Annotated in this window: 19 protein-coding genes; 15 read left to right on the top strand and 4 right to left on the bottom strand. The window is 35.1% G+C overall.

Annotated features, from left to right (window positions below):
• The first annotated feature begins 98 nt into the window (after positions 1-98).
• Together ACNQF9_RS10520 and ACNQF9_RS10525 are read left to right on the top strand one after the other, a co-directional pair.
• Positions 99-401, top strand: coding sequence for a nucleotidyltransferase family protein (locus ACNQF9_RS10520; protein ID WP_417959470.1), 303 nt, complete (start codon positions 99-101; stop codon positions 399-401).
• On the top strand, positions 391-729 hold the full coding sequence (locus ACNQF9_RS10525) for a HepT-like ribonuclease domain-containing protein (protein ID WP_417959469.1): 339 nt from the start codon (positions 391-393) through the stop codon (positions 727-729). The genes ACNQF9_RS10520 and ACNQF9_RS10525 overlap by 11 nt, the downstream gene beginning before the upstream one ends.
• An 84-nt stretch (positions 730-813) precedes the next feature.
• On the opposite strand, the gene ACNQF9_RS10530 is transcribed toward ACNQF9_RS10525, so the two are convergent.
• Entirely contained in the window at positions 814-2,364 is a 1,551-nt protein-coding gene (locus tag ACNQF9_RS10530; RefSeq protein ID WP_417959468.1) for an SDR family NAD(P)-dependent oxidoreductase, read from the bottom strand.
• Positions 2,365-2,535: 171 nt separating this feature from the next.
• Between ACNQF9_RS10530 and ACNQF9_RS10535 the strand changes: the two genes are divergently transcribed.
• A complete protein-coding gene (locus ACNQF9_RS10535; RefSeq protein WP_417959467.1) occupies positions 2,536-3,309 on the top strand; it encodes an O-methyltransferase in 774 nt (257 codons plus the stop codon).
• A gap of 50 nt (positions 3,310-3,359) precedes the next feature.
• Here ACNQF9_RS10535 and ACNQF9_RS10540 read toward each other — a convergent pair whose 3' ends face one another.
• A complete protein-coding gene (locus tag ACNQF9_RS10540) occupies positions 3,360-4,040 on the bottom strand; it encodes a DUF6565 domain-containing protein (protein ID WP_417959466.1) in 681 nt (226 codons plus the stop codon).
• Positions 4,041-4,398: 358 nt separating this feature from the next.
• Here ACNQF9_RS10540 and ACNQF9_RS10545 point away from each other — a divergent pair, with 358 nt between their 5' ends.
• The 7 genes from ACNQF9_RS10545 (at position 4,399) to ACNQF9_RS10575 (ending at position 12,334) form a co-directional block, all read left to right on the top strand.
• Positions 4,399-5,085 carry an ABC transporter ATP-binding protein gene (locus tag ACNQF9_RS10545; protein ID WP_417959465.1) on the top strand — a complete coding sequence of 229 codons (687 nt, stop codon included), beginning with the start codon at positions 4,399-4,401 and terminating at the stop codon, positions 5,083-5,085.
• A gap of 135 nt (positions 5,086-5,220) precedes the next feature.
• Positions 5,221-6,078 carry an ATP-grasp domain-containing protein gene (locus tag ACNQF9_RS10550; RefSeq protein ID WP_417959464.1) on the top strand — a complete coding sequence of 286 codons (858 nt, stop codon included), beginning with the start codon at positions 5,221-5,223 and terminating at the stop codon, positions 6,076-6,078.
• A 47-nt stretch (positions 6,079-6,125) separates the two neighbouring features.
• A complete protein-coding gene (locus ACNQF9_RS10555; protein ID WP_417990193.1) occupies positions 6,126-6,695 on the top strand; it encodes a cob(I)yrinic acid a,c-diamide adenosyltransferase in 570 nt (189 codons plus the stop codon).
• 174 nt (positions 6,696-6,869) lie between these two features.
• Positions 6,870-7,091 (top strand): DUF2795 domain-containing protein, encoded by a 222-nt coding sequence (locus tag ACNQF9_RS10560; protein ID WP_007138072.1) that lies wholly within the window; start codon positions 6,870-6,872, stop codon positions 7,089-7,091.
• An 84-nt stretch (positions 7,092-7,175) separates the two neighbouring features.
• Positions 7,176-10,517 (top strand): preprotein translocase subunit SecA, encoded by a 3,342-nt coding sequence (gene secA, locus ACNQF9_RS10565; protein WP_417990194.1) that lies wholly within the window; start codon positions 7,176-7,178, stop codon positions 10,515-10,517.
• Positions 10,518-10,973: 456 nt separating this feature from the next.
• Entirely contained in the window at positions 10,974-11,396 is a 423-nt protein-coding gene (locus ACNQF9_RS10570; RefSeq protein ID WP_417990195.1) for a hypothetical protein, read from the top strand.
• 224 nt (positions 11,397-11,620) lie between these two features.
• A complete protein-coding gene (locus tag ACNQF9_RS10575; RefSeq protein ID WP_417990196.1) occupies positions 11,621-12,334 on the top strand; it encodes a PH domain-containing protein in 714 nt (237 codons plus the stop codon).
• A 218-nt stretch (positions 12,335-12,552) separates the two neighbouring features.
• On the opposite strand, the gene ACNQF9_RS10580 is transcribed toward ACNQF9_RS10575, so the two are convergent.
• Positions 12,553-13,215, bottom strand: a complete 663-nt coding sequence (locus ACNQF9_RS10580) for a TrmH family RNA methyltransferase (protein ID WP_417990197.1) — start codon at positions 13,213-13,215, stop codon at positions 12,553-12,555.
• A gap of 65 nt (positions 13,216-13,280) precedes the next feature.
• On the opposite strand from ACNQF9_RS10580, the gene ACNQF9_RS10585 reads away from it, so the two are divergent.
• The 5 genes from ACNQF9_RS10585 to ACNQF9_RS10605 all read left to right on the top strand — a co-directional run bounded on the left by ACNQF9_RS10585 (position 13,281) and on the right by ACNQF9_RS10605 (position 20,598).
• Positions 13,281-13,973 (top strand): SIR2 family NAD-dependent protein deacylase, encoded by a 693-nt coding sequence (locus ACNQF9_RS10585; protein ID WP_417990198.1) that lies wholly within the window; start codon positions 13,281-13,283, stop codon positions 13,971-13,973.
• A 67-nt stretch (positions 13,974-14,040) separates the two neighbouring features.
• Positions 14,041-15,387 carry an adenylosuccinate lyase gene (gene purB / locus ACNQF9_RS10590; protein ID WP_417990199.1) on the top strand — a complete coding sequence of 449 codons (1,347 nt, stop codon included), beginning with the start codon at positions 14,041-14,043 and terminating at the stop codon, positions 15,385-15,387.
• A gap of 182 nt (positions 15,388-15,569) precedes the next feature.
• Positions 15,570-17,810, top strand: a complete 2,241-nt coding sequence (locus ACNQF9_RS10595; protein ID WP_417990200.1) for a cation:proton antiporter domain-containing protein — start codon at positions 15,570-15,572, stop codon at positions 17,808-17,810.
• Between the two features lie 291 nt (positions 17,811-18,101).
• Positions 18,102-18,707: an NAD(P)H-dependent oxidoreductase gene (locus ACNQF9_RS10600; protein WP_417959453.1), complete on the top strand. Its 606-nt coding sequence runs from the start codon at positions 18,102-18,104 to the stop codon at positions 18,705-18,707.
• 1 nt (position 18,708) lies between these two features.
• Positions 18,709-20,598, top strand: coding sequence for a monovalent cation:proton antiporter-2 (CPA2) family protein (locus ACNQF9_RS10605; protein WP_417959452.1), 1,890 nt, complete (start codon positions 18,709-18,711; stop codon positions 20,596-20,598).
• Positions 20,599-20,682: 84 nt separating this feature from the next.
• Here ACNQF9_RS10605 and guaB read toward each other — a convergent pair whose 3' ends face one another.
• A complete protein-coding gene (gene guaB / locus ACNQF9_RS10610) occupies positions 20,683-22,155 on the bottom strand; it encodes an IMP dehydrogenase (protein WP_417959451.1) in 1,473 nt (490 codons plus the stop codon).
• Between the last annotated feature and the right edge of the window lie 29 nt (positions 22,156-22,184).

The following is a 22,184-nucleotide window of genomic DNA, read 5'->3' on the forward strand; positions in this document are numbered from 1 at the left end:
CAATAGTTAACCACACAATAGAGCAAACAGGAATTCGAATAGTCAAAATTCCATTAAATGAATTATTTTGCGTATTTTTGAATTATACTATTTAAAACATGAATGCAATACAAAGCTATAGCGAGGATATAACAACATTATGCAAAACACACAATGTTAAGACATTGTATGCATTTGGCTCCGTTTTAACTGAAAAATTTAATAGCGAAAGTGACATTGACCTAATCGTTGAATTTCAACCATTAGATGTTTTAGATTATGCTGATAATTATTATGATTTAAAATTCTCATTAGAAACCATATTAAAAAGACAAATTGATTTGCTTGAAGAAAAAGCTATTAAAAATCCTTATTTCAGAAAAACTATAAATCAAAACAAACAACTGATTTATGGACAATAATATTAAAACTTGGCTATATGATATTTTAAGTTCAATTAATGAAATCGAAAGTTATTTTATTGATCTACCAAAAGAATTTAAAGTTTATGAAAATGATTTAAGAACTAAAAGAGCCGTCGAAAGGAATATTGAAATCATTGGTGAAGCAATGAACCGAATTTTAAAAGAAGATAGTGAAATAATTATTTCAAACTCCAGAAAAATAGTTGATGTTAGAAATAGAATAATTCACGGTTATGATTCCGTTTCTGACGACGTAGTTTGGGGAATTGTAATTCGACATTTACCCATTTTACAAAAAGAAGTCGAAAAAATGCTGGAAGAATAGTAAACAATATTGACATTAATACATAAAAAAACCACAACATAATCTAATTCTGTTGTGGTTTTTCACTTTATAAGCATACTATTTCTACCACGGAATCGGATTGTAATCTTTCAAGAATTTTCCGCACCAGTGTTTTCCTGTATTAATACCGTCAAACAATGGATCCATAACTCGCGCCGCGCCATCTACAATGTCTAATGGTGGTTGAAAATCTTCTTCTTCCTGTTTTCTTTTGGCTAATTCGGCAGGATCTTCGTCGGTTACCCAACCCGTATCCACCGCGTTCATAAAAATCCCGTCTTTTGCCAACGTTCCTGAGGAGGTGTGCGTCAGCATATTCAAGGCGGCTTTAGCCATATTGGTATGTGGATGGCGGTCCTCCTTAAAAAAGCGATGAAACTTTCCTTCCATTGCCGAAACATTGATGATGTGCTTTTTTCCGGTGTTGTCTTTCTTCATGACTTCCGAAAGACGGTTGCACAATACAAAAGGCGCTACGGAATTTACCAGCTGTACTTCAATCATCTCCGTGGTTTCTATTTGTCCCAATCGCAAGCGCCAGCTGTTGGTTTTTCTCAAATCCACTTGCTGCAAATCGGCATCGAGTTCTCCTTCCGGAAAAACTTCATTTGCCACGAGCGCATTATCAAACGAATACGGAATCTGAGATAATTTGGCGGAAGCCCGTAACCCAATTCCAGGTTCTGGTCCGTGCCAAGTTACCGGCATGTTTTGATTTGGAGAAATTCCTGATGTCAATACTTTTAATTCATCCAAACAATTGGTATGATCCAATAATAAAGTTTGTGCTTGTTTTGGCAATGATGCTATAGAAAGGGCTTCATTTTCCATTAGATGTGTATAAAATCCGGCAGGGCGCCGCACCGTTTGCGCCGCATTATTAATTAAAATGTCCAATCGCTCGTATTTTTGTTCTATAAAATTGCAAAAAATCTCCACACTGGGAATGTGTCGCAAATCCAGTCCGTGAATTTTCAAACGATGTTCCCAATCCATGAAATCAAGTTCTTTAGAAAAGCGTAAGGCCGAATCCACCGGAAAACGAGTCGTTGCAATTACTGTGGCTCCACCACGCAACAACATCAACGTAATGTGATATCCAATTTTCAGACGAGAACCTGTAATAACGGCAACTTGTCCGTTTACGTCAGCGGTTTGAAACCGTTTAGCATAATTAAAATCCCCACAATCAGTACACATCGTATCATAAAAGTGGTGCATTTTAGTAAATTCCGTTTTACAAACGTAGCAATTTCTGGGAGTTTCCAGTTCCAATTGTTCTTTGAGTGCAAGATCATTGTAAGCCAATAGTTTTGGTGCCACAAAAACACTTGCTTCACGGGCGTGACGGATTCCGGTTTCCTTTCGGGCAGTTCGGTCCCGTTTTTCCATTTTGCGCTTCGCAGCCACTTTACCATCTTTTTTTCGTCGGGAAAGCTCATCACGATCTGGTCTGGAGAACATTCCTGCTGCTTTAATTAAAGCTGTTCGTTGTTCTTTTGGGATCTCAAATATTTGGTCTGTATCCGTATTCAATTGTGCCAAAATAGCGATGCATCGGTCAATTTCTTCCGAGCTTATGGCAGTCTTATTTTCTATTGCTGATGTTGTCATTATATAAAACAGGCATTTTTATTAGCAAAATACCAAGGGTGCAAATATAGTCTTTATAGTCTTAAAGTTAGTCCAGAACTTAGTGCGTCATTTCTTCTCTCTCGCTTCTTGTATCTTGCCTCTCTCTTCCCTCCTTTTTTGTATCTTCGCCCCTACTTTGCAAACGCCTTTATGCTATTCCAAATAAAATCGTACTTACAATTCCTTTGGCACTCAAAAAATGAGCATGCGGTACATTCGCCTTTTGTGTTTACTTTATTGACAAAATGTTTGTATGATAAAAGACCCAAATCTGAGTATGCCATTTTAAGGAAGTACCGAAAATCACTTTTACAAAACGACAATACAATTAAAGTTACTGATTTTGGCGCAGGTTCCAAAGTTTTTAAATCCAATAATAGAGCCATTGCTAAAATTGCTGCAACGGCTGGAATTTCTCCCAAGCGAGCCCAATTATTATTTAGAATAACAAATTATTTTCAACCCAATAGTATTTTAGAAATAGGAACTTCATTGGGATTGGCGACTTCGGCCCTAGCTTTAGGAAATTTAAAATCCAAAATAACCACTTTAGAAGGTTGTCCTGAAACAGCGAAACAAGCTCAAAACCAATTTAAACAATTTGATTTAACCAATGTAAATTCCGAAATAACTGAATTCAATACTTATTTGAATAAACTTCAAGCTTTAAACTTTAAACTCATTTATTTTGACGGAAACCACTCCAAGAAAGCAACTTTGGATTATTTTGAAGTATTATTGCCAACCATTACTAACGAAACTGTTTGGATATTTGATGACATTCATTGGTCACAAGAAATGGGAGAAGCTTGGAAAATTATAAAAAAACATCCAAAAGTTACCGTAACGATAGATACTTTTCAATGGGGATTGGTGTTTTTTAGAAGAGAACAGTCCAAAGAACATTTTGTGATACGGGTATAAAAAAATGACAGTCATTACTGACTGTCATCTCAACATGAATTAAGTAATCCTTATTCTTTTGCTCTTTTCATTTCTCCTGATTTAGCTCCCATTCGGTTCAAGGTATACATTGGACCAAATTTCGCTTTTAAACCCGCAATTTTTCTGTTATCTTCAGAGGTAAGTCCTTCTTTCTCCACAGTATTTTTTCTACTGTCAAGCGCTTCGTACATTACTTTAATTTCATCCCAGTCTTCACGAGAATATTTATCTTTGTTGTCTTCAACTGTATGCACAAATTGTTGGTAAACATTATGAATATTCGATGCATTTACCCAATTAAAATTCATATCCTCACCCATTTTTCCTTCACCAAATAAGGCGTTTCTCATTTGTTGTTTACTGTTAGGTGCTGCCGCTGCTACAGCTACTTCTGCCTCCGCTTTTTGGGCTTCATATTTGGCTCTCAAAGCTTCATACTTGGCTCTGCTTGCATCAAGACGTGCTTGCGCCTCCACATTATCCTTCATGTTTGCGATAGCTGCTTCAGCTTCTCCGCTTCTTATTAGGTAAGCCGCTTCTATTCCTTCCCAGTTACTTTTAGCGTCTTCAGCAGTAACATTACCTAATGAATCTACATACATTACATAGGTGTCAACTTTTTTCTCTGCTTGTTCCGCTTTTTCATCTTTGCAAGATGTAAATCCAATAGCGATTACCGCTAATCCTAGTGCTAGTTTAGTATTTTTCATAATTTTTGATTTGATTAATTATTCTTAAACAAATGTAAATAACTTTGTACTATATTCAATAAATAACAAAAAATTATGTAACTAATTAAAATAATTGTGAAATAAAAAACACATACGTGTGAATTATATAAATTAAGCGTTAAATTATATAAAATGTTAAACTCCTATTTTATGTATCAAAAAATTAAAAATTAGTACGTGATGATTTATAAAAACATTAGGTTTGAAATTCAATGCTGATAAATTGTAACAAATTAAAAAATTCACTACTTATTAATAACACAAAAGTTTTTGTACTTTTAAAATCTAATTTAATAGCATCCTGAGCACAGTCGAAGGTCAAAAATCAAACATTCTAATGGCAAACCCGCTAATAAAAATAACCAACATCAAAAGAAATTTTGTACTGGGAAATGAAATTGTTTATGTGCTCAAAGGCATTGATTTAGAAATAAACAAAGGAGAATATGTAGCATTAATGGGTCCTTCTGGATCTGGAAAATCTACATTAATGAATTTATTGGGATGCTTAGACACACCAACTTCCGGAACTTATATTTTGAATGGTAAAGATGTAAGCCAAATGAAAGATGATGAATTAGCCGAAATTCGAAATAAAGAAATAGGATTTGTTTTCCAGACTTTCAACCTTTTGCCTAGAACAACCGCGCTAGACAATGTGGCACTACCCATGATTTATGCCGGCTTTTCAAAATCAGATCGAAGAGCAAGAGCCACTGAAGTATTAGAACAAGTAAACCTTGCTGACAGAATGGATCACCAACCCAACCAACTTTCAGGAGGTCAACGCCAGCGTGTAGCAATTGCACGCGCCTTGGTCAACAAACCATCCATCATTTTGGCTGATGAACCTACAGGAAATTTAGACAGTAAAACCTCCCTTGAAATCATGAAACTTTTTGGAGACATCCACAATAACGGTAATACCGTAATCCTTGTAACACATGAAGAAGAAATTGCTGCGTATGCGCATCGAATCATCCGTTTGCGTGACGGACTTATTGAAAGCGACACAACCAAATAATCTTTTTTAGGAGCTTTTTCCGGCTATTTGCTTGTATCTCTTTCTTTTTAAAAAGAAAGAGGATACCGCTTCTATCCGGGCTAAAAACTTCACAAACAAATGCTTTTTAACACCTAATAACACCCACTGCCTAAGATGAATATCGCCCTACTAACCTGCGAAAAACTTCCTGATTTAAATCCTGAAGATCAAAAAATAATCCCTGCACTAGCCAAACATAATATTAAAGCCAAAGCGGTGATTTGGAGCGATACAACTATCAATTGGACTGATTTTGACTACCTTATTTTTCGGAATACTTGGGATTATTTCGAAAAAGAAACCGAATTTAATATTTGGCTCCGCCAAATAGAAATGTTAGGCGTCAAAACACTCAACCCGATTAAAATAATCAAACAAAACATACACAAGTTTTATTTGCGTGAGATGGAAAAACAAGGAATCACAATCCTTCCAACCGTATTCATTGACAAAACAAACACTCTAAATCTAGCGGAACATTTACCTTCCCATTGGGATAAAGCAGTTATAAAACCCGCATTTTCCGCAGGATCATATCTCACTGAAGTTTTTGAAGCATCAAATATTCAAGAAATAAATAAAAAATATGCAGCTATCGCCTCGGATAAAGACTTGCTTTTACAAGAATTTATGCCAGAGATTCAAACTTTAGGCGAAACTTCATTTATCTTTTTCAATAAAAAATTCTCTCATGCGGTTAATAAAAAACCGGTAGATGGAGATTTTAGAGTACAATCCCTTTTTGGTGGCATATACAATTTAGTGCATCCAAGCACCGAATTGATTGAAAAAGCACAAAAAGTTGTAGGTACTTTTAAAGAGGACTTATTGTACGCCAGAGTAGATGGAATACTGATTGAAAATAAACTTTATTTGATGGAAATTGAATGTATTGAACCCGATTTGTATTTCAATTTAAGTGAAGGTTCACTGGAACGATTTGTTACTGCAATAGTGGAATTAATACAGTAAATTTGTTTTTTTCAAAGCAACAAATAGCAAATTAACATAAACATTGAATGAAAGTATATACTAAGACTGGTGATAAAGGAACCACGGCACTTTTTGGCGGAACCAGAGTCCCAAAAGATCACGCACGAATAGAAAGTTATGGTACGGTAGACGAATTGAATTCTCACATTGGACTAATCCGCGATCAGGAAATGAATTCCCATTACAAAGAAATCCTAATCGAGATTCAGGATCGTTTGTTTACAGTAGGTGCTATATTGGCCACTCCTCCAGAGAAAGAAGTGCTTAAAAACGGTGAACTTCGGTTAAAAAAACTTGGAATAATTGAATCTGACATTGAACTGTTGGAAAATGAAATTGATGCCATGGAAGAAGCCTTACCACCCATGACTCATTTTGTACTTCCTGGCGGACATACTACTGTGTCATATTGTCATATAGCACGTTGCGTATGCCGCAGAGCGGAGCGTTTAGCAGTTCATTTAAGCCATAATGAACCCGTTGCTGAAATTGCAATTAAGTACCTGAACCGACTTTCTGACTACCTTTTTGTGTTGGCACGAAAGTTGTCTCATGATTTGAAAGCTGCGGAAGTTCAATGGATTCCTAGAAAATAATTTTTAGCATTTTAGTTCCTTTTCAGTTGCATTTATGGTAAAAAAAGGCACTCTTTTTAACCACAAAATTTAGATCAAAAAAAACGTTCTTAACTTTTTATTAAAATAAATGATTTTTTACTTGTCTTTTTCAGTAAAAAATTTATTTTTGCACAAAACTAAACAGACAACAAGATGTATTGGACATTAGAATTAGCATCCTATCTAAGTGATGCACCGTGGCCTGCTAACAAAGACGAACTTATTGACTACGCTATTAGAGCAGGAGCTCCATTAGAAGTAGTAGAAAACCTTCAATCTATAGAAGACGAAGGCGAGATATATGAATCAATGGAAGAAATTTGGCCAGATTATCCTACAGACGAAGATTATCTTTGGAATGAGGATGAATATTAAAAAGTAAACCAAGAAAAAGTCTCTAAAGAGGCTTTTTTTTTGTTTAAATTTACAGAATTACACAAACAGAAATAAAAACATATTATGAGTTTTATAAATAGTATTATTAAAGTCTTTGTTGGGGATAAATCTCAAAAAGATGTGAAAGCTTTACAGCCGTATCTTAACAAAATCAAAACTTTTGAAACTCCTCTAATGGCATTATCTAATGATGAGCTTAGAGCGCGTACTGCATTTTTCAAAGAAAAAATAAAACAAGACCGCTCTGAAAAAGATGCTAAAATTAGCGCTCTGAAACTAGAAGTTGAAAGTATCGAAGATATCGACAAAAGAGAAGACATTTACGTCGCTATTGATGCGCTGGAAAAAGAGGCTTACGACATATCCGAAAAAACATTGTTAGAAATTCTTCCGGAAGCTTTTGCTGTAGTCAAAGAAACGGCTAGACGCTTCAAAGACAGTACGCAGGTAGTTGTTACTGCTACCGCAAAAGACCGTGAACTTTCGGCAACAAAAAGCTATATTACTTTAGATGGTGACAAAGCCGTTTGGGCAAATTCATGGAGTGCTGCAGGTAAAGAAATTACTTGGGACATGATTCACTATGACGTACAATTAATTGGCGGAATGGTTTTACATGAAGGAAAAGTAGCTGAAATGCAAACAGGAGAAGGAAAAACATTGGTAGCAACATTACCACTTTACTTAAATGCCTTAACTGGAAACGGTGTACATCTAGTAACTGTGAATGATTATTTGGCAAAAAGAGATAGTACTTGGAAAGCGCCATTATTCGAATTCCACGGGATGACGGTAGAATGTATCGACAATTACCAACCAAGCTCAGAGGGAAGAAAAAAGGCCTATGACGCAGATATCACGTACGGAACCAATAATGAATTTGGTTTTGACTACTTGAGAGATAATATGGCGCATTCGCCAGAAGATCTGGTTCAAAGAAAACACAATTATGCGATTGTCGATGAGGTCGATTCTGTTTTGATTGATGATGCCAGAACACCATTGATTATCTCAGGTCCAGTACCTCAAGGAGACCGTCATGAGTTTAATGAATTGAAACCAAAAATTGAAAACTTAGTTAGTTTACAACGCCAATTAGCTAACGGTTTCTTATCTGAAGCTAAAAAATTAATAAAAGAAGGAAATACTAAAGAAGGTGGATTTCAATTGTTAAGAGCCTACAGAGCGTTACCAAAAAACAAAGCATTGATCAAGTTTTTAAGTGAAGAAGGAATCAAACAGTTGCTTCAAAAAACTGAGAATCAATACATGCAGGATAACAAACGAGAAATGCACAAGATTGATGAGGCATTATATTTTGTTATTGAAGAAAAAAACAATCAAGTTGAATTGAGCGATAACGGAATTAAATACCTCTCAGGAGATACTGATTCTGACTTTTTCGTACTTCCAGACATTGGAACAGAAATTGCCGCTATCGAAAAAAGAAAACTGGATAAAGATGCAGAAGCGGAAGAGAAGGAAAAATTATTTCAAGATTTTGGAATTAAAAGTGAGCGCATCCACACCCTGACACAACTTTTGAAAGCGTACGCTTTATTCGAAAAAGATGTTGAATATGTAATCATGGATAATAAAATCATGATTGTTGATGAGCAAACAGGACGTATCATGGACGGCCGTCGTTATTCTGACGGTTTACACCAAGCTATTGAAGCGAAAGAAAACGTGAAAATTGAAGCAGCAACACAAACATTTGCAACAGTAACGTTACAGAATTATTTCAGAATGTATAACAAACTGGGAGGAATGACTGGAACTGCAGTAACGGAAGCGGGTGAGTTGTGGCAAATATACAAGCTGGACGTTGTAGAAATTCCTACAAACAGAGGAATGGCCCGAAAAGATAAAGAAGATTTTATTTATAAAACCACTCGTGAGAAATTCAATGCCGTTATCGAAGACGTAACTGAATTATCTAAAGCAGGAAGACCAGTCCTTATTGGTACGACTTCTGTAGAAATTTCGGAATTATTAAGCCGAATGCTAAAAATGAGAGGTGTTGCACACAATGTCTTGAATGCAAAAATGCACAAACAAGAAGCTCAAATTGTTGAAGAAGCCGGAAAACCTGGTGTGGTAACTATAGCCACAAACATGGCTGGTCGTGGTACCGATATTAAATTATCTGCCGAAGTAAAAGCCGCAGGTGGATTAGCGATTGTAGGAACAGAACGTCATGACTCTCGTCGTGTTGACCGTCAGTTGCGTGGTCGTGCAGGACGTCAAGGTGATCCGGGAAGTTCTCAGTTCTATGTTTCTCTTGAAGACAACCTGATGCGTTTGTTTGGTTCTGAAAGAGTGGCTAAAGTGATGGACAGAATGGGATTAGAAGAAGGCGAAGTGATTCAGCATTCTATGATGACTAAATCTATTGAGCGTGCCCAGAAAAAAGTGGAAGAGAACAACTTTGGTGTTCGTAAACGTTTATTGGAATATGATGACGTAATGAATGCACAACGTGAAGTAGTTTACAAACGCCGCCGTCATGCTTTGTTTGGAGAGCGCTTGAAATTAGACATTGCTAACATGCTGTATGATACCTGTGAACTAATCATTGACGATAACAAAGCTACCAATAATTTCAAAAATTTTGAATTTGAATTGATTCGCTATTTCTCTATTACTTCACCAGTTACTGAAAGCGAGTTCATTAAATTGAGCGAAATGGAATTAACCGGTAAAGTATATAAAGCGACATTAGAATATTATACAGAGAAAACAGAAAGAAGTGCTAGAGAAGCATTCCCAATCATAAAAAGTGTTTACGAAGACAAGAACAATCAATTTGAACGTATTGTTGTTCCTTTTACGGATGGAATAAAATCGTTGAATGTGGTTACTGATTTGAAAAAAGCCTACGAAACTGAGGGTGCTCAACTTGTTGCTGATTTCGAAAAAAATATTACTTTGTCAATTGTAGATGAAGCTTGGAAGAAACACTTACGTAAAATGGATGAGTTGAAACAATCGGTTCAACTTGCGGTTCACGAACAAAAAGATCCGTTGCTTATTTACAAACTGGAAGCGTTCAATTTGTTTAGAGCAATGATTGACAATGTCAATAAAGAAGTGATTTCATTCTTGTTCAAAGGTGATTTACCGGCTCAAGAAAACCAACAAATTCAAGAAGCAAAAGAAGTTCGTCAACAAGAAGAGTATCAATTAAGTAAAGACGAAATTCCAAATAGTGAAAGTGCCAATCGTGAAGCGGGGGAAACGCAACAACGACAAGTTACCGAAACGATCGTGAGAGATATGCCAAAGATTAATCGCAATGACAACGTTACAATTCAAAACGTGGCAAACGGTCAAACACAAGAAATGAAATATAAAAAAGCCGAAAGCTTAATCGCTTCAGGACAATGGGTTATTGTTAACTAATACCCGTTTCAATTCCTTATTATTACATTCCCCAATTACGAAAGTAGTTGGGGAATTTTTTTTATCCTGAATTCATTTTTGGAGCAATTACCGCCCTACGCTTCAAGCTATTTGGTTTCAAACCCTTTTTCTAGCCGCTGGCAGGAGCTTCCTTTGGTCGCTCTGCCAGCACCAGAAAAAAGTGGTTTTCAACCGGCATAGGCTTTCCACTGCTGTCGGGGCTAGGGATTTTGCGATAAATAACTCTGTTTACGGTTTCCCGTAATGATCCTATAATCAAAGAATATATCTTTGAGAATAAATTAATTACTAATTCCTATTTATAGGATTTCTCAGCGATTAATTTATAAATTTGAAAATAAATAAAATATTACGAAATATACACCATCTCAAAGCAGCGGGACGGTTGTACGACATATTACTCACAAGGCATAAAAATAACTTTAAACTTTAAAAATGAAAAACATAATTACATTATTTATCTCTGCCCTCTTCTTAGTTTCTTGTGGAAATTCAAAAAAGGAAAATGACTCTAATAAAAATATTATTGATGTAAAAACAATTATTGGGAAGACTGAAAGTGAGATTGAAAAAATACTTGGAAAAGCCGAAAATAGTGAAAAAAAGTTCTATCAAAAAAATAAATTTGAAATTGTATTTATTGATGGCAAATCAGACTGGATAACAATTAATAATATCTCAAATTTTGACTTCAATTCAGAAAACATAACATTATTAGGATTGTCGTCAACAGTACCAAGTTTTGAAAACACTACATCAATAAATTGGAATGATATTGAAAAGATAAATGAAGTGATTTTCGTTAGCAATGGCGAAAATAAAATTGAGTATATCTATATTAAAGCTTATACAAAATAAGCAAAAAGAGGCCCCGCAACAGCGGTTTTAATATAGTCTATACTTTAGTAAAATTACCGTTACGCATCAACTTTTCTGCAAAGCCGAAAATTGAAAATTTACGAAGCACACACCATATCAAAACACCAGTTAGTTTGTAAATATTAAAAAACGGGAGAATTCAAAAAAATATAAAAATAAAATATATGAGTAATTGTGTAATGTGCTCGACAGCACTAAAATTCATGAATACACCAACATTTGGTGCAGGAAAACTTAACAATGGGGAAATAGTTTGTACTAGTTGTTACAAAAAAATAAACAACGCAAATCCAAGTATTGCATTCAAATTGAAAAATTATACTTTACAACAAGTACAAGAAATATTACAAATCAAAGCTGATGAAAATAATTCTAAAACCTCAAAACTTGATGAAATTAAAACTGAGTTAAAAAAATTAAATTTAGGAAATGCATCATTGTTTTTGGGAAGAAAAGAGATTAATGAATTACCTCAAATACTTTCAGAAGGAGAAAAAGTTAATAATATAATTCAAGGAACTTACAATAATGGGCAAGGAATTCTTGTTTCAACAAATAGACGTTTAGTTTTCATCGACAAAGGTTTAATTTATGGTTTAAAAGTCGAAGATTTCCCTCTTGACAAGATAAGTTCAATTCAATATGAAACTGGTTTACTATTAGCAAAAGTAAAAATTTACACTTCTGGTAACATAGCAATAATAGATAACGTTGAGAAAACTTCAGCTAGACAATTTGCAGAATTTGTGAGGAACTACATTTCACAACCTAAAGAACAACAAACAGTTTTCATACAAAACAACGTCGAGCCTTCAATTTTAGACCAAATTGAAAAATTAGCTAAACTTAAAGAAAATGGAATACTTTCAGAGGAAGAGTTCACTGAACAAAAGAAAAAATTATTAGCAAAATTATAAAAAAGTTTGCCAACAGCTAATGCCCGCTCCGCAAAGTATCTCTGAAATCAAATAAATTTTCCGTAACTGCTGCGCAAATGTCTCTGACTTTGCGCAATTTTAAGAATCTGTGTCCAAACCGATAAGTACTTAATCAAAAGAAAATACTAGATGTGATTGCTTCGTTCCTCGCAATGACTCAGCAAACCGTTAAAATCTAATTTAAGAGTTCGTTTACACTATCTTCGGTTTTCCTCAAAATACCGTTCCTCAATTCGTTTAATATCTTTTATGGAATTTTTGGCCCAAGCCAAACGTTTTTCCAAAATTTCATTTTCAGATAAATGCCAGTCAATATTTGAATTGCGCAATCGATTCGTCAAGTTTTGAATGATGATGGCCGCCGAAACCGAGATATTCAAACTTTCCGTAAAACCTACCATCGGAATTTTTAGAAAACCATCGGCTCGTTGCAAAATTTCTTCGGATAATCCGTCTCTTTCAGTTCCAAAAAATAAGGCACTGGGTTTCGAAATGTCAAAATCTTCCAGCAAACAATCATTCTCATGTGGCGTGGTAGCAATAATTTGGTAGCCCTTACTTTTTAATGTATCCACACAATTAGAAATACTGTCGAATATATTGATGTCAACCCATTTTTGGGCGCCCATAGCTATTTCCTTATCGATACTTTTTCCGTACCGTTGCTCAATCACATTCAATTCCTGAATTCCAAAAATCTCACAACTGCGCATAACGGCACTCGTATTGTGCATTTGAAAAATATCTTCTACGGCAATGGTAAAATGATTAGTTCTGTTTTCCAATACTTTCAAGAATTTTTCTTTGCGGTTATCCGTTAAGATATTTTCAAGAAAATTAAGGTAATCGATATCAATCATTACAGATTATTTTTTTGGCAAAAATACTAAAAAAGACTAGCTTTATCTCCTAATGCATTTTACAAATGAAAAAGAAATTAGTGGTTCTTACTGGCGCTGGAATTAGTGCGGAAAGTGGCATCAAAACGTTTCGTGACAGTGACGGACTTTGGGAAGGTCATAACGTTATGGATGTTGCCACTCCAGAAGGTTGGCATAAAAACCCGGCTTTGGTGCTGGATTTTTACAATCAAAGGCGAAAACAACTCAAGGAAGTACAACCGAATTTGGGCCATCAAATTCTGGCTGAATTAGAAAAGAATTTTGAGGTGTACATTATTACCCAAAATGTAGATGATTTACATGAACGCGCCGGAAGCACTTCTGTGTTGCATTTGCACGGCGAATTATTAAAAGTGAGAAGTACCAAAAACCCAAATTACATTCTGGATTGGCAGGAGGATTTAAATTTTGGCGATTTAGACGAAAACAAAAATCAATTGCGCCCACATATCGTTTGGTTTGGCGAGGAAGTTCCTGCACTTGATGAAGCAATTGGGCTAACCCAACAAGCAGATTATTTTGCTGTTATTGGGACTTCGTTGCAAGTCTATCCTGCTGCAGGATTAATCGATTTTACAGCCCGCGAAACACCTATTTTTTATATTGATCCAAAACCCATAAAAATTCCGAATCTCCGAAATCCATTAGATGTGATTCCTGAAGTGGCATCAGAAGGAATGAAAACACTAAAAAAGAAGCTAATCGGCTTTATTTAAAAACCATTCGTTTTCTATTTTGTCACGAAAGGGTTATATTTGCGCCTTTCGAACAAACAACAAAACAATGACTACTTTAAACGAATTGAATGCTATTTCTCCTATTGATGGAAGATATAGAAGTAAAACCCTTTCTTTAGCTCCATTTTTCTCTGAGGAAGCTTTAATCAAATACCGTGTATTGGTTGAAATTGAATACTTTATTGCTTTGTGCGAAGTGCCTTTGCCACAACTAAAAAATGTAAACCCGGATTTATTCGAAAGCTTACGTAACATCTATAAAAATTTCTCTACTGAAGATGCTCTTTGGATCAAAGAAACGGAGAAAGTAACCAACCACGATGTAAAAGCGGTAGAATATTTCATTAAAGATGCTTTTGAAAAATTAGGCATATCTGAATATAAAGAGTTTATCCACTTCGGATTGACTTCTCAAGATATTAATAACACGGCGATTCCGCTTTCTACAAAAGAAGCTTTTGAGAAAGTGTACATGCCTTCCTTGATTACTTTAACATCAAAATTGAAAGATTTAAGTGTGGAATGGAAGGACATTCCAATGCTTGCCCGTACACACGGACAGCCGGCTTCACCAACCCGTTTGGGTAAAGAAATTGGTGTTTTTGTAGAACGTTTAGAAGAGCAAATGCGTTTGTTGTTCAATATTCCTTTTGCAGCTAAATTTGGCGGCGCAACAGGAAATTATAACGCACATCATGTGGCGTATCCACAAATTGACTGGAGAAAATTCGGTGGGAAATTTGTGGAAGAAAATCTTGGTTTACACCACTCCTTCCCTACTACACAAATTGAGCATTACGACCATTTCGCAGCATTTTTTGATGCGTTGAAAAGAATAAACACGATCATCATTGATTTAGACAGAGATATTTGGACGTATGTTTCCATGGAATATTTCAAACAAAAAATCAAAGCTGGAGAAATAGGTTCTTCGGCGATGCCACACAAAGTAAACCCAATTGATTTTGAAAACTCAGAAGGAAATTTAGGGATTGCCAATGCTATTTTTGAACATTTATCGGCCAAATTGCCCTTATCCAGATTACAACGCGATTTAACCGACAGTACGGTTTTAAGAAATATTGGTGTACCAATAGGACATACTTTAATTGCTTTTGAAGCTACTTTGAAAGGATTAAATAAGTTGTTATTGAACGAACCAAAATTCCACGAAGACTTAGAGAAAAACTGGGCCGTAGTTGCCGAAGCTATTCAAACAATATTACGCCGTGAAGCGTATCCTAATCCTTATGAAGCATTAAAAGGATTGACCAGAACCAATGAAGCGATAGATAAAAAAGCAATTCACGGTTTCATTGCAACGTTAGAGGTTTCGGAAGAAATTAAAGCCGAATTGATGCAAATCACTCCTAGTAATTTTTTAGGAATATAAATTTTAGAAAGTAATAAAATTTTAAGACCCCGTTGAAAAGATAAAAAACAATCTTATCAACGGGATTTTTATTGTTTGAAACATTTCATAAAGAGCTATTTTAACTTTAAAAACATCTTTAAAAATTAAAATTTTTATATCTTACCAAGCAACATAAATCCTTAAAATAGTAACAAAATCAAATGGATACAGTAGAAACAGTCGCAAATGCCTCTCATCATTTACAGCCTTTAATTAGTGATTTAGGTTTAATTCTGATGACTGCAGCCGTTGCAGTTTTGTTATTTAAAAAAATAAAACAGCCGTTAGTACTGGGTTATTTAATTGCTGGATTTTTAGCCGGAAATCATTTTGATTTTTTCCCTTCTGTAAAAGATATTAAAAGCGTCGAGGTTTGGGCAGAGATTGGGGTAATTTTTTTATTATTTAGCTTAGGATTGGAATTTAGTTTTAAGAAACTGATGAAAGTAGGCGGTACCGCATCAATTACTGCTGTCACACAAATCATTGCGATGGTTTCCATTGGCTATTTGGTAGGGCAATGGATTGGATGGAAGCCAATGGACAGTATCTTTTTAGGCGTTATCCTTTCCATTTCATCCACTACCATTATCCTGAAAACATTTGATGAATTGGGCGTAAAAACACAAAAATTTGCGGGCATAGTCATCGGCTCTCTTATCGTTCAAGATATCGTTGCCATTTTAATGATGGTGTTACTTTCAACAATTGCTGTGAGTCAACAGTTTTCAGGTAGCGAACTGCTTTTGTCCGTTTTTAAACTGATCTTTTTCTTGACTATTTGGTTTGTTGGCGGTATCTTTTTTATCCCGACTTTACTTAAAAAAGCCAAAAATATATTAACGGACGAAATGTTGTTAATCATTTCACTAGCATTATGCTTAATGATGGTTATTCTGGCGGCTAATGTTGGTTTTTCTCCTGCATTAGGCGCTTTTATAATGGGTTCCATCATTGCCGAAACTACTCAGGCAGAGCACATCGAACATTTAGTAAAGCCCGTAAAAGATCTTTTTGGTGCCGTTTTCTTTGTATCGGTAGGCATGTTAATAAATCCCGAAACGCTGTACGACTATGCTTTTCCAGTGGCTATTTTAACATTCGTAGTGATTTTAGGACAGTCTATAAGTTCCACAATTGGCGCTTTACTTTCCGGTCAGCCCTTAAAGCAATCGGTACAAACAGGGATGAGTTTATCCCAAATTGGGGAGTTCTCCTTTATTATTGCAACATTAGGAATGACGCTTAATGTTACAAGTGAATTTCTATATCCAATTGTAGTTGCCGTTTCGGCAGTGACAGCATTTACAACCCCTTTTATGGTTAAATTCGCCACACCATTTTCTGAATATCTTGAAAAAAAATTACCTCGAAAGTGGACTAAAAAAATTGAACGATACAGTGCCAATGCACAATCTATAAAGTTAGTCACAAATTGGCAAATAGTAGTACGCGCATTTCTAACCCAAGTAGTTATCCATTCCGTAATTATTGTTGCGGTCATTTTGCTTTCCGCAAAATTTATTCTGCCATTAGTTGAAGGATCCCAATTCAGAAATGTTTTTGGTGCGTTGATTACTTTAGTGATATTATCTCCTTTCTTATGGGCGCTATCCTTACGTCGAGTAGCCGTAAAAGAAGTCGCTATTTTAAGAGAAGAACGCAAATACCGTGGGCCTATTCTGATGATGATTTTATTGCGAATGGTATTAACCCTTTTTTACATCGGTTTCTTGTTGAATATCTTTTTCTCCCCTGTAATTGCTTTTATAGCTTTGATTGGGGCCGTTGTAGTATATTTTGTTTTTCCTAAGAAATTAAATGCACAATATCATAAAATTGAAGATCATTTTCTCAAAAATTTAAATGCTAGAGAAATCAAAAAAGCCATTAGAAGCCGCAGTGATTTAACACCTTGGGATGGCCACATGACTACTTTTGATATTGCGTCAACTTCAAATATTGCAGGAAAAACATTAGAAGAGTTGAGAATTAGAGAACTGTTAGGGATCAATATCGCCTTTATCAAACGTGGAGAAATTATGATTAATATCCCCAATAAAAATGAACGTTTATTTCCTGGTGATGAAATTTGTGTGATTGGGACAGATAACCAAGTCCAAGAATTTAAATCCTATTTGCATCAGAATGAAATAGAAATTCCGGAAAAACTTATTGAAACCGATATTATCTTAAAACAACTAGAGCTCAAGGGAGAGGATTTCATTGGTAAAAGCATTAGAGAATCGCTATTGCGCGAAAAAACTAATGCATTAATTGTTGGGATAGAAAGAAACGGAAAAAGAATTTTAAACCCCGAATCTAATATGATATTAGCAAAAAATGATATCCTTTGGGTGGTCGGTAGTAAAAAACTTTTAACTACTTTTTTTAAATATTAAACTTCAAGCAAAAATAGTACAATTGTTATTTCTATTCCTGGTCTATTTGGGTTGCATTATTGCGAATTATATATCTTGACTTAAATCCTAACGCAATAAAACGTTATATCCTGTTTTAAAGGGATTTTATGTTTATTAAATATTATAAGGAAAATTTGTTTTGAAGTGTTTTAAATTATAAAAATTAAGCAATATTTTATATCTTTCAATAAATTTAAAATACACAATACCCCTGTAAATCAGTTGAATAACTAATTTTAAAGTTCTAAAAAAACTGTAAACTAAATTTTTATGTCAAAAAATAAAATCTTAATCCTGTTTTTTCACCCATTATTCGAAAAATCTAATGCGAATAAAGCTTTGGTGCAAAATATTCCGGATTCAGAAAACATTACTTTCCATGATTTGTATGAGGAATATCCAGATTTTGACATTGATGTAAAACACGAGCAAGTATTATTAAGTCAGCATGACATAATCATTTGGCACCATCCTTTGTATTGGTACAGTTGCCCTCCACTTATGAAACAATGGATTGATATGGTGCTAGAACATAACTGGGCTTATGGAAAAAAAGGGATAGCTTTACAAGACAAAATAATTTTTCAGGTAATTACAACCGGTGGCGATAAGAAAAACTATTGCGAAACGGGAAGTGATCGCTATAGTATTCCTGAATTATTGGAACCATTTAATCAAACGGCAAAAGTATGTAATATGATTTATTTACCTCCATTTGTAATACATGGGACCCATAATATGACTCAAGAAGATTACGAAAAAAATGGCTTGGTGTATGGCTATTTTCTTGACTTTTTAGAGAAAAATGGTTTGGATACAGAAGTAATCTTGCAATACCATTATTTGAATGAATGGTTTGCTACAATAAAAATATGATATGGATACTAATTTTCTACTTCAGGCAATAATTTATCTAACAGCTGCGATCATTTGTGTCCCAATTGCAAAAAAATTAGGATTAAGCTCTATTTTAGGCTACTTATTAGCGGGAATTGTAATTGGCCCTTTTGTACTTGGCTTTATTGGGCAAGAAGGAGAAAATATTATGCATTTTGCAGAGTTTGGTGTAGTCATGATGTTATTCCTGATTGGCTTAGAACTGGAACCTAATAAATTTTGGAAAATGCGAAAATTTATTCTTGGAATGGGTTCCGCACAATTAATAGGAACCACTTTAATTTTATTTGTAGGCTGCCTCGTATTCATGGATTGGAAATGGGAAACCACATTAGCGATTTCTTTAGCCTTAGCCTTATCCTCAACTGCTATTGTATTACAAACTTTAAAAGAAAAAGGATTGTCTAATACGTCCGTAGGGCGCTCCTCATTTGCTGTATTGCTTTTTCAGGATATTGCAGTTATTCCAATTTTAGCTTTCTTGCCCTTACTATCTACTGTAAATTTAAAGACAACTAACGATGTCCCACAATCATTAATTACAGGATATCCCAGTTGGTTACAAACTTTAATTGTTCTCGGTATTATTTCGACGATTTATTTTGCCGGTCGCTATGTTTTTGTTCCGTTACTGCATATTATTGCAAAAACTCGTTTACAAGAATTGTTTACCGCCACAGCATTACTACTGGTAGTTGGCGTTTCGTTTTTAATGCAATTAGTTGGTTTAAGCCCTGCGCTTGGTGCTTTTATGGCTGGAGTTGTATTGGCTAATTCTGAATTTCGTCATGAATTAGAAGGCGATATTGCTCCTTTTAAAGGATTACTTTTAGGATTATTTTTTCTAGGAGTTGGCGCATCGATAAATTTCAAGTTAATTGTTGACAATCCTTTTTTCATTTTTATTTTTGGAGCCATCCTAACGCTTGTAAAATTCGTAGTTTTATTTACCATCAGTCGATTTCATAAAAAAAATATAGATCAAAATCTATTTTTTGCTTTTGGATTGAGCCAAGCTGGCGAGTTTGGTTTTGTGATTATGAGTTTTTGCATGCAACTGAATTTGATTCCTAGCATTTTAGCCAATCAAGTAATGGCTGTAATCGCCATGAGTATGGTAGCAACTCCTTTTCTTTTACTTATTAATGAACGTTTGATTTACCCTAATTCTAACTCCAAAGAAAAACCAGTAGAGATTAAAAAAGACAATGATTTTATTGATGAAGACAATCCTGTTATCATTGCTGGTTTTGGTCATTTTGGCAGTACAGTAGGACGTTTGTTGAGAGCCAATAATGTAAAGTCTACTATTCTTGATTACGATTCAGATAGAATTGATTTACTGCGAAAAATGGGATTTAAAGTGTATTATGGAGATGCAACCCGATTAGAATTATTGAAAGCAGCAGGTTGCGAAACTGCAAAGCTTTTTATCGCTGCTATAGATAATCCGACCGTAAATTTACAAGTAATTGAAACCTTAAAAAAACATTTTCCTAATTTAAAAATATTAACTCGTGCTCGTAATCGAAATGATGCTTACGAGTTAATTGATCATAAAGTAGAACACATTTATCGAGAAACCTTATATAGTGCTGTAAACATGGGTGTTGATGCGTTAGTCGAGTTAGGTCATCGAAAATATTCGGCTAGACGACAAGGACAGCAATTTATTAAATATGATGAAATCACTACGCGAAAGTTAGCTGAAAAACGTCACGACAAAATGGCCTATATGATTACTATTAAACAAGAAATTGAATTGCAGGAACAATTACTCAAGACTGATATTTATTCTCAAGTTGCGGCTACTAATCACAGCTGGGACAGTGAGCATTTAAGAAATAATTTATCAGAATCATCCGATTAAAAAAACGTTTCATCTCATAAAAAAAGGCATAATTTAAATCCTAAACAGAATTAATTATGCCTTTTATTGATTTAAATCCTACTATTATCTTGAATAATTTGGAGCTTCTTTTGTAATCGTTACATTATGTGGGTGACTTTCATTGATTCCGCTAGCGGTAATACGAACAAAACGCCCCGTTTCTTGTAAGGTTGGAATGTCTTTTGAACCACAATATCCCATTCCAGCGCGAAGTCCGCCAATAAATTGTTGCATACTTTCATTTAATTCTCCTTTGTAAGGAACACGCCCTACAATTCCTTCTGGAACCAGTTTTTTTACATCATCCTCTACATCTTGAAAATAACGATCTTTTGACCCTTCTTGCATTGCTTCAACAGAACCCATTCCGCGGTATGACTTAAATTTTCTTCCTTCGAAAATAATGGTTTCACCAGGAGATTCCATGGTACCTGCCAAAAGAGACCCGAGCATCACACAATCAGCACCAGCAGCAATTGCTTTTGGGATGTCACCTGTGTACCGAATTCCTCCATCAGCAATTACAGGAACTCCAGTTCCTTTTATCGCTGCAGCCACTTCAAGTACCGCTGAAAACTGAGGAAAACCTACACCTGCTACAATCCGTGTAGTGCAAATAGAGCCTGGTCCAATCCCTACTTTTACACCGTCGGCACCATTTTCAACTAAAAACTTAGCGGCTTCCGGCGTTGCAATATTACCTACGATAACATCTATTTGAGGAAATTTATTTTTTACTTCTTTCAATACATTAACAACACCTTGTGTATGTCCGTGAGCGGTATCAATAATAATGGCATCAACACCAGCGTTTACCAATGCTTCAGCTCTTTGAACTGCATCACCAGTTACACCAATTGCAGCTGCAACTCGTAAACGGCCATATATATCTTTGTTAGCAATGGGCTTTTGAGTCAGTTTAGTAATATCTCTAAAGGTAATCAAGCCCACTAATTTGTAGTCTTTATTTACAACTGGTAGTTTTTCTATTTTATGCCCTTGTAAAACTACTTCTGCCTGTTCTAGAGAAGTCCCTTCGGCAACTGTTACTAAGTTTTCGCTGGTCATTACCTCAACAATAGGCCTTGCATTATTTTTTTCAAAACGTAAATCTCTGTTGGTAACGATTCCTTTTAGAATTTGGTTTTCGTCTACAATTGGAATTCCACCAATACCAAATTCCTTCATGGCATTCTTAGCGTCAGCAACTGTTGAAGTCATCGGTAAAGTAACTGGATCGATAATCATTCCGGATTCAGCCCGTTTGACTTTTCTAACTTTTGCAGCTTGCTGTTCGATAGTCATATTTTTATGCAAAACACCAATCCCTCCTTCTTGAGCCATAGCTATTGCCATTGCACTTTCGGTAACGGTATCCATCGCTGCGGATACAATTGGAACATTGAGTGTAATATTTCTTGAAAATTTTGATTGAATACTTACTTCGCGAGGAAGTACATTCGAGTAGTTTGGAATTAGTAGAACATCATCGTAAGTTAATCCTTCTCCGATAATCTTAGAGTTGTGTGCGATCATTGCAATTGTGGTTGGAGTTTAATTGCGTG

It is taken from the genome of Flavobacterium amylolyticum, assembly GCF_048284335.1.
Taxonomy (GTDB): Bacteria; Bacteroidota; Bacteroidia; order Flavobacteriales; family Flavobacteriaceae; genus Flavobacterium.

Excerpts from the sequence above, each read along its gene's own strand:
- ACNQF9_RS10520 (WP_417959470.1), top strand. The coding sequence starts at position 99 with ATGAATGCAATACAAAGCTATAGCGAGGATATAACAACATTATGCAAA.
- ACNQF9_RS10525 (WP_417959469.1), top strand. The coding sequence starts at position 391 with ATGGACAATAATATTAAAACTTGGCTATATGATATTTTAAGTTCAATT.
- ACNQF9_RS10530 (WP_417959468.1), bottom strand. The coding sequence starts at position 2,364 with ATGACAACATCAGCAATAGAAAATAAGACTGCCATAAGCTCGGAAGAA.
- ACNQF9_RS10535 (WP_417959467.1), top strand. The coding sequence starts at position 2,536 with ATGCTATTCCAAATAAAATCGTACTTACAATTCCTTTGGCACTCAAAA.
- ACNQF9_RS10540 (WP_417959466.1), bottom strand. The coding sequence starts at position 4,040 with ATGAAAAATACTAAACTAGCACTAGGATTAGCGGTAATCGCTATTGGA.
- ACNQF9_RS10545 (WP_417959465.1), top strand. The coding sequence starts at position 4,399 with ATGGCAAACCCGCTAATAAAAATAACCAACATCAAAAGAAATTTTGTA.
- ACNQF9_RS10550 (WP_417959464.1), top strand. The coding sequence starts at position 5,221 with ATGAATATCGCCCTACTAACCTGCGAAAAACTTCCTGATTTAAATCCT.
- ACNQF9_RS10555 (WP_417990193.1), top strand. The coding sequence starts at position 6,126 with ATGAAAGTATATACTAAGACTGGTGATAAAGGAACCACGGCACTTTTT.
- ACNQF9_RS10560 (WP_007138072.1), top strand. The coding sequence starts at position 6,870 with ATGTATTGGACATTAGAATTAGCATCCTATCTAAGTGATGCACCGTGG.
- secA (WP_417990194.1), top strand. The coding sequence starts at position 7,176 with ATGAGTTTTATAAATAGTATTATTAAAGTCTTTGTTGGGGATAAATCT.
- ACNQF9_RS10570 (WP_417990195.1), top strand. The coding sequence starts at position 10,974 with ATGAAAAACATAATTACATTATTTATCTCTGCCCTCTTCTTAGTTTCT.
- ACNQF9_RS10575 (WP_417990196.1), top strand. The coding sequence starts at position 11,621 with ATGAATACACCAACATTTGGTGCAGGAAAACTTAACAATGGGGAAATA.
- ACNQF9_RS10580 (WP_417990197.1), bottom strand. The coding sequence starts at position 13,215 with ATGATTGATATCGATTACCTTAATTTTCTTGAAAATATCTTAACGGAT.
- ACNQF9_RS10585 (WP_417990198.1), top strand. The coding sequence starts at position 13,281 with ATGAAAAAGAAATTAGTGGTTCTTACTGGCGCTGGAATTAGTGCGGAA.
- purB (WP_417990199.1), top strand. The coding sequence starts at position 14,041 with ATGACTACTTTAAACGAATTGAATGCTATTTCTCCTATTGATGGAAGA.
- ACNQF9_RS10595 (WP_417990200.1), top strand. The coding sequence starts at position 15,570 with ATGGATACAGTAGAAACAGTCGCAAATGCCTCTCATCATTTACAGCCT.
- ACNQF9_RS10600 (WP_417959453.1), top strand. The coding sequence starts at position 18,102 with ATGTCAAAAAATAAAATCTTAATCCTGTTTTTTCACCCATTATTCGAA.
- ACNQF9_RS10605 (WP_417959452.1), top strand. The coding sequence starts at position 18,709 with ATGGATACTAATTTTCTACTTCAGGCAATAATTTATCTAACAGCTGCG.
- guaB (WP_417959451.1), bottom strand. The coding sequence starts at position 22,155 with ATGATCGCACACAACTCTAAGATTATCGGAGAAGGATTAACTTACGAT.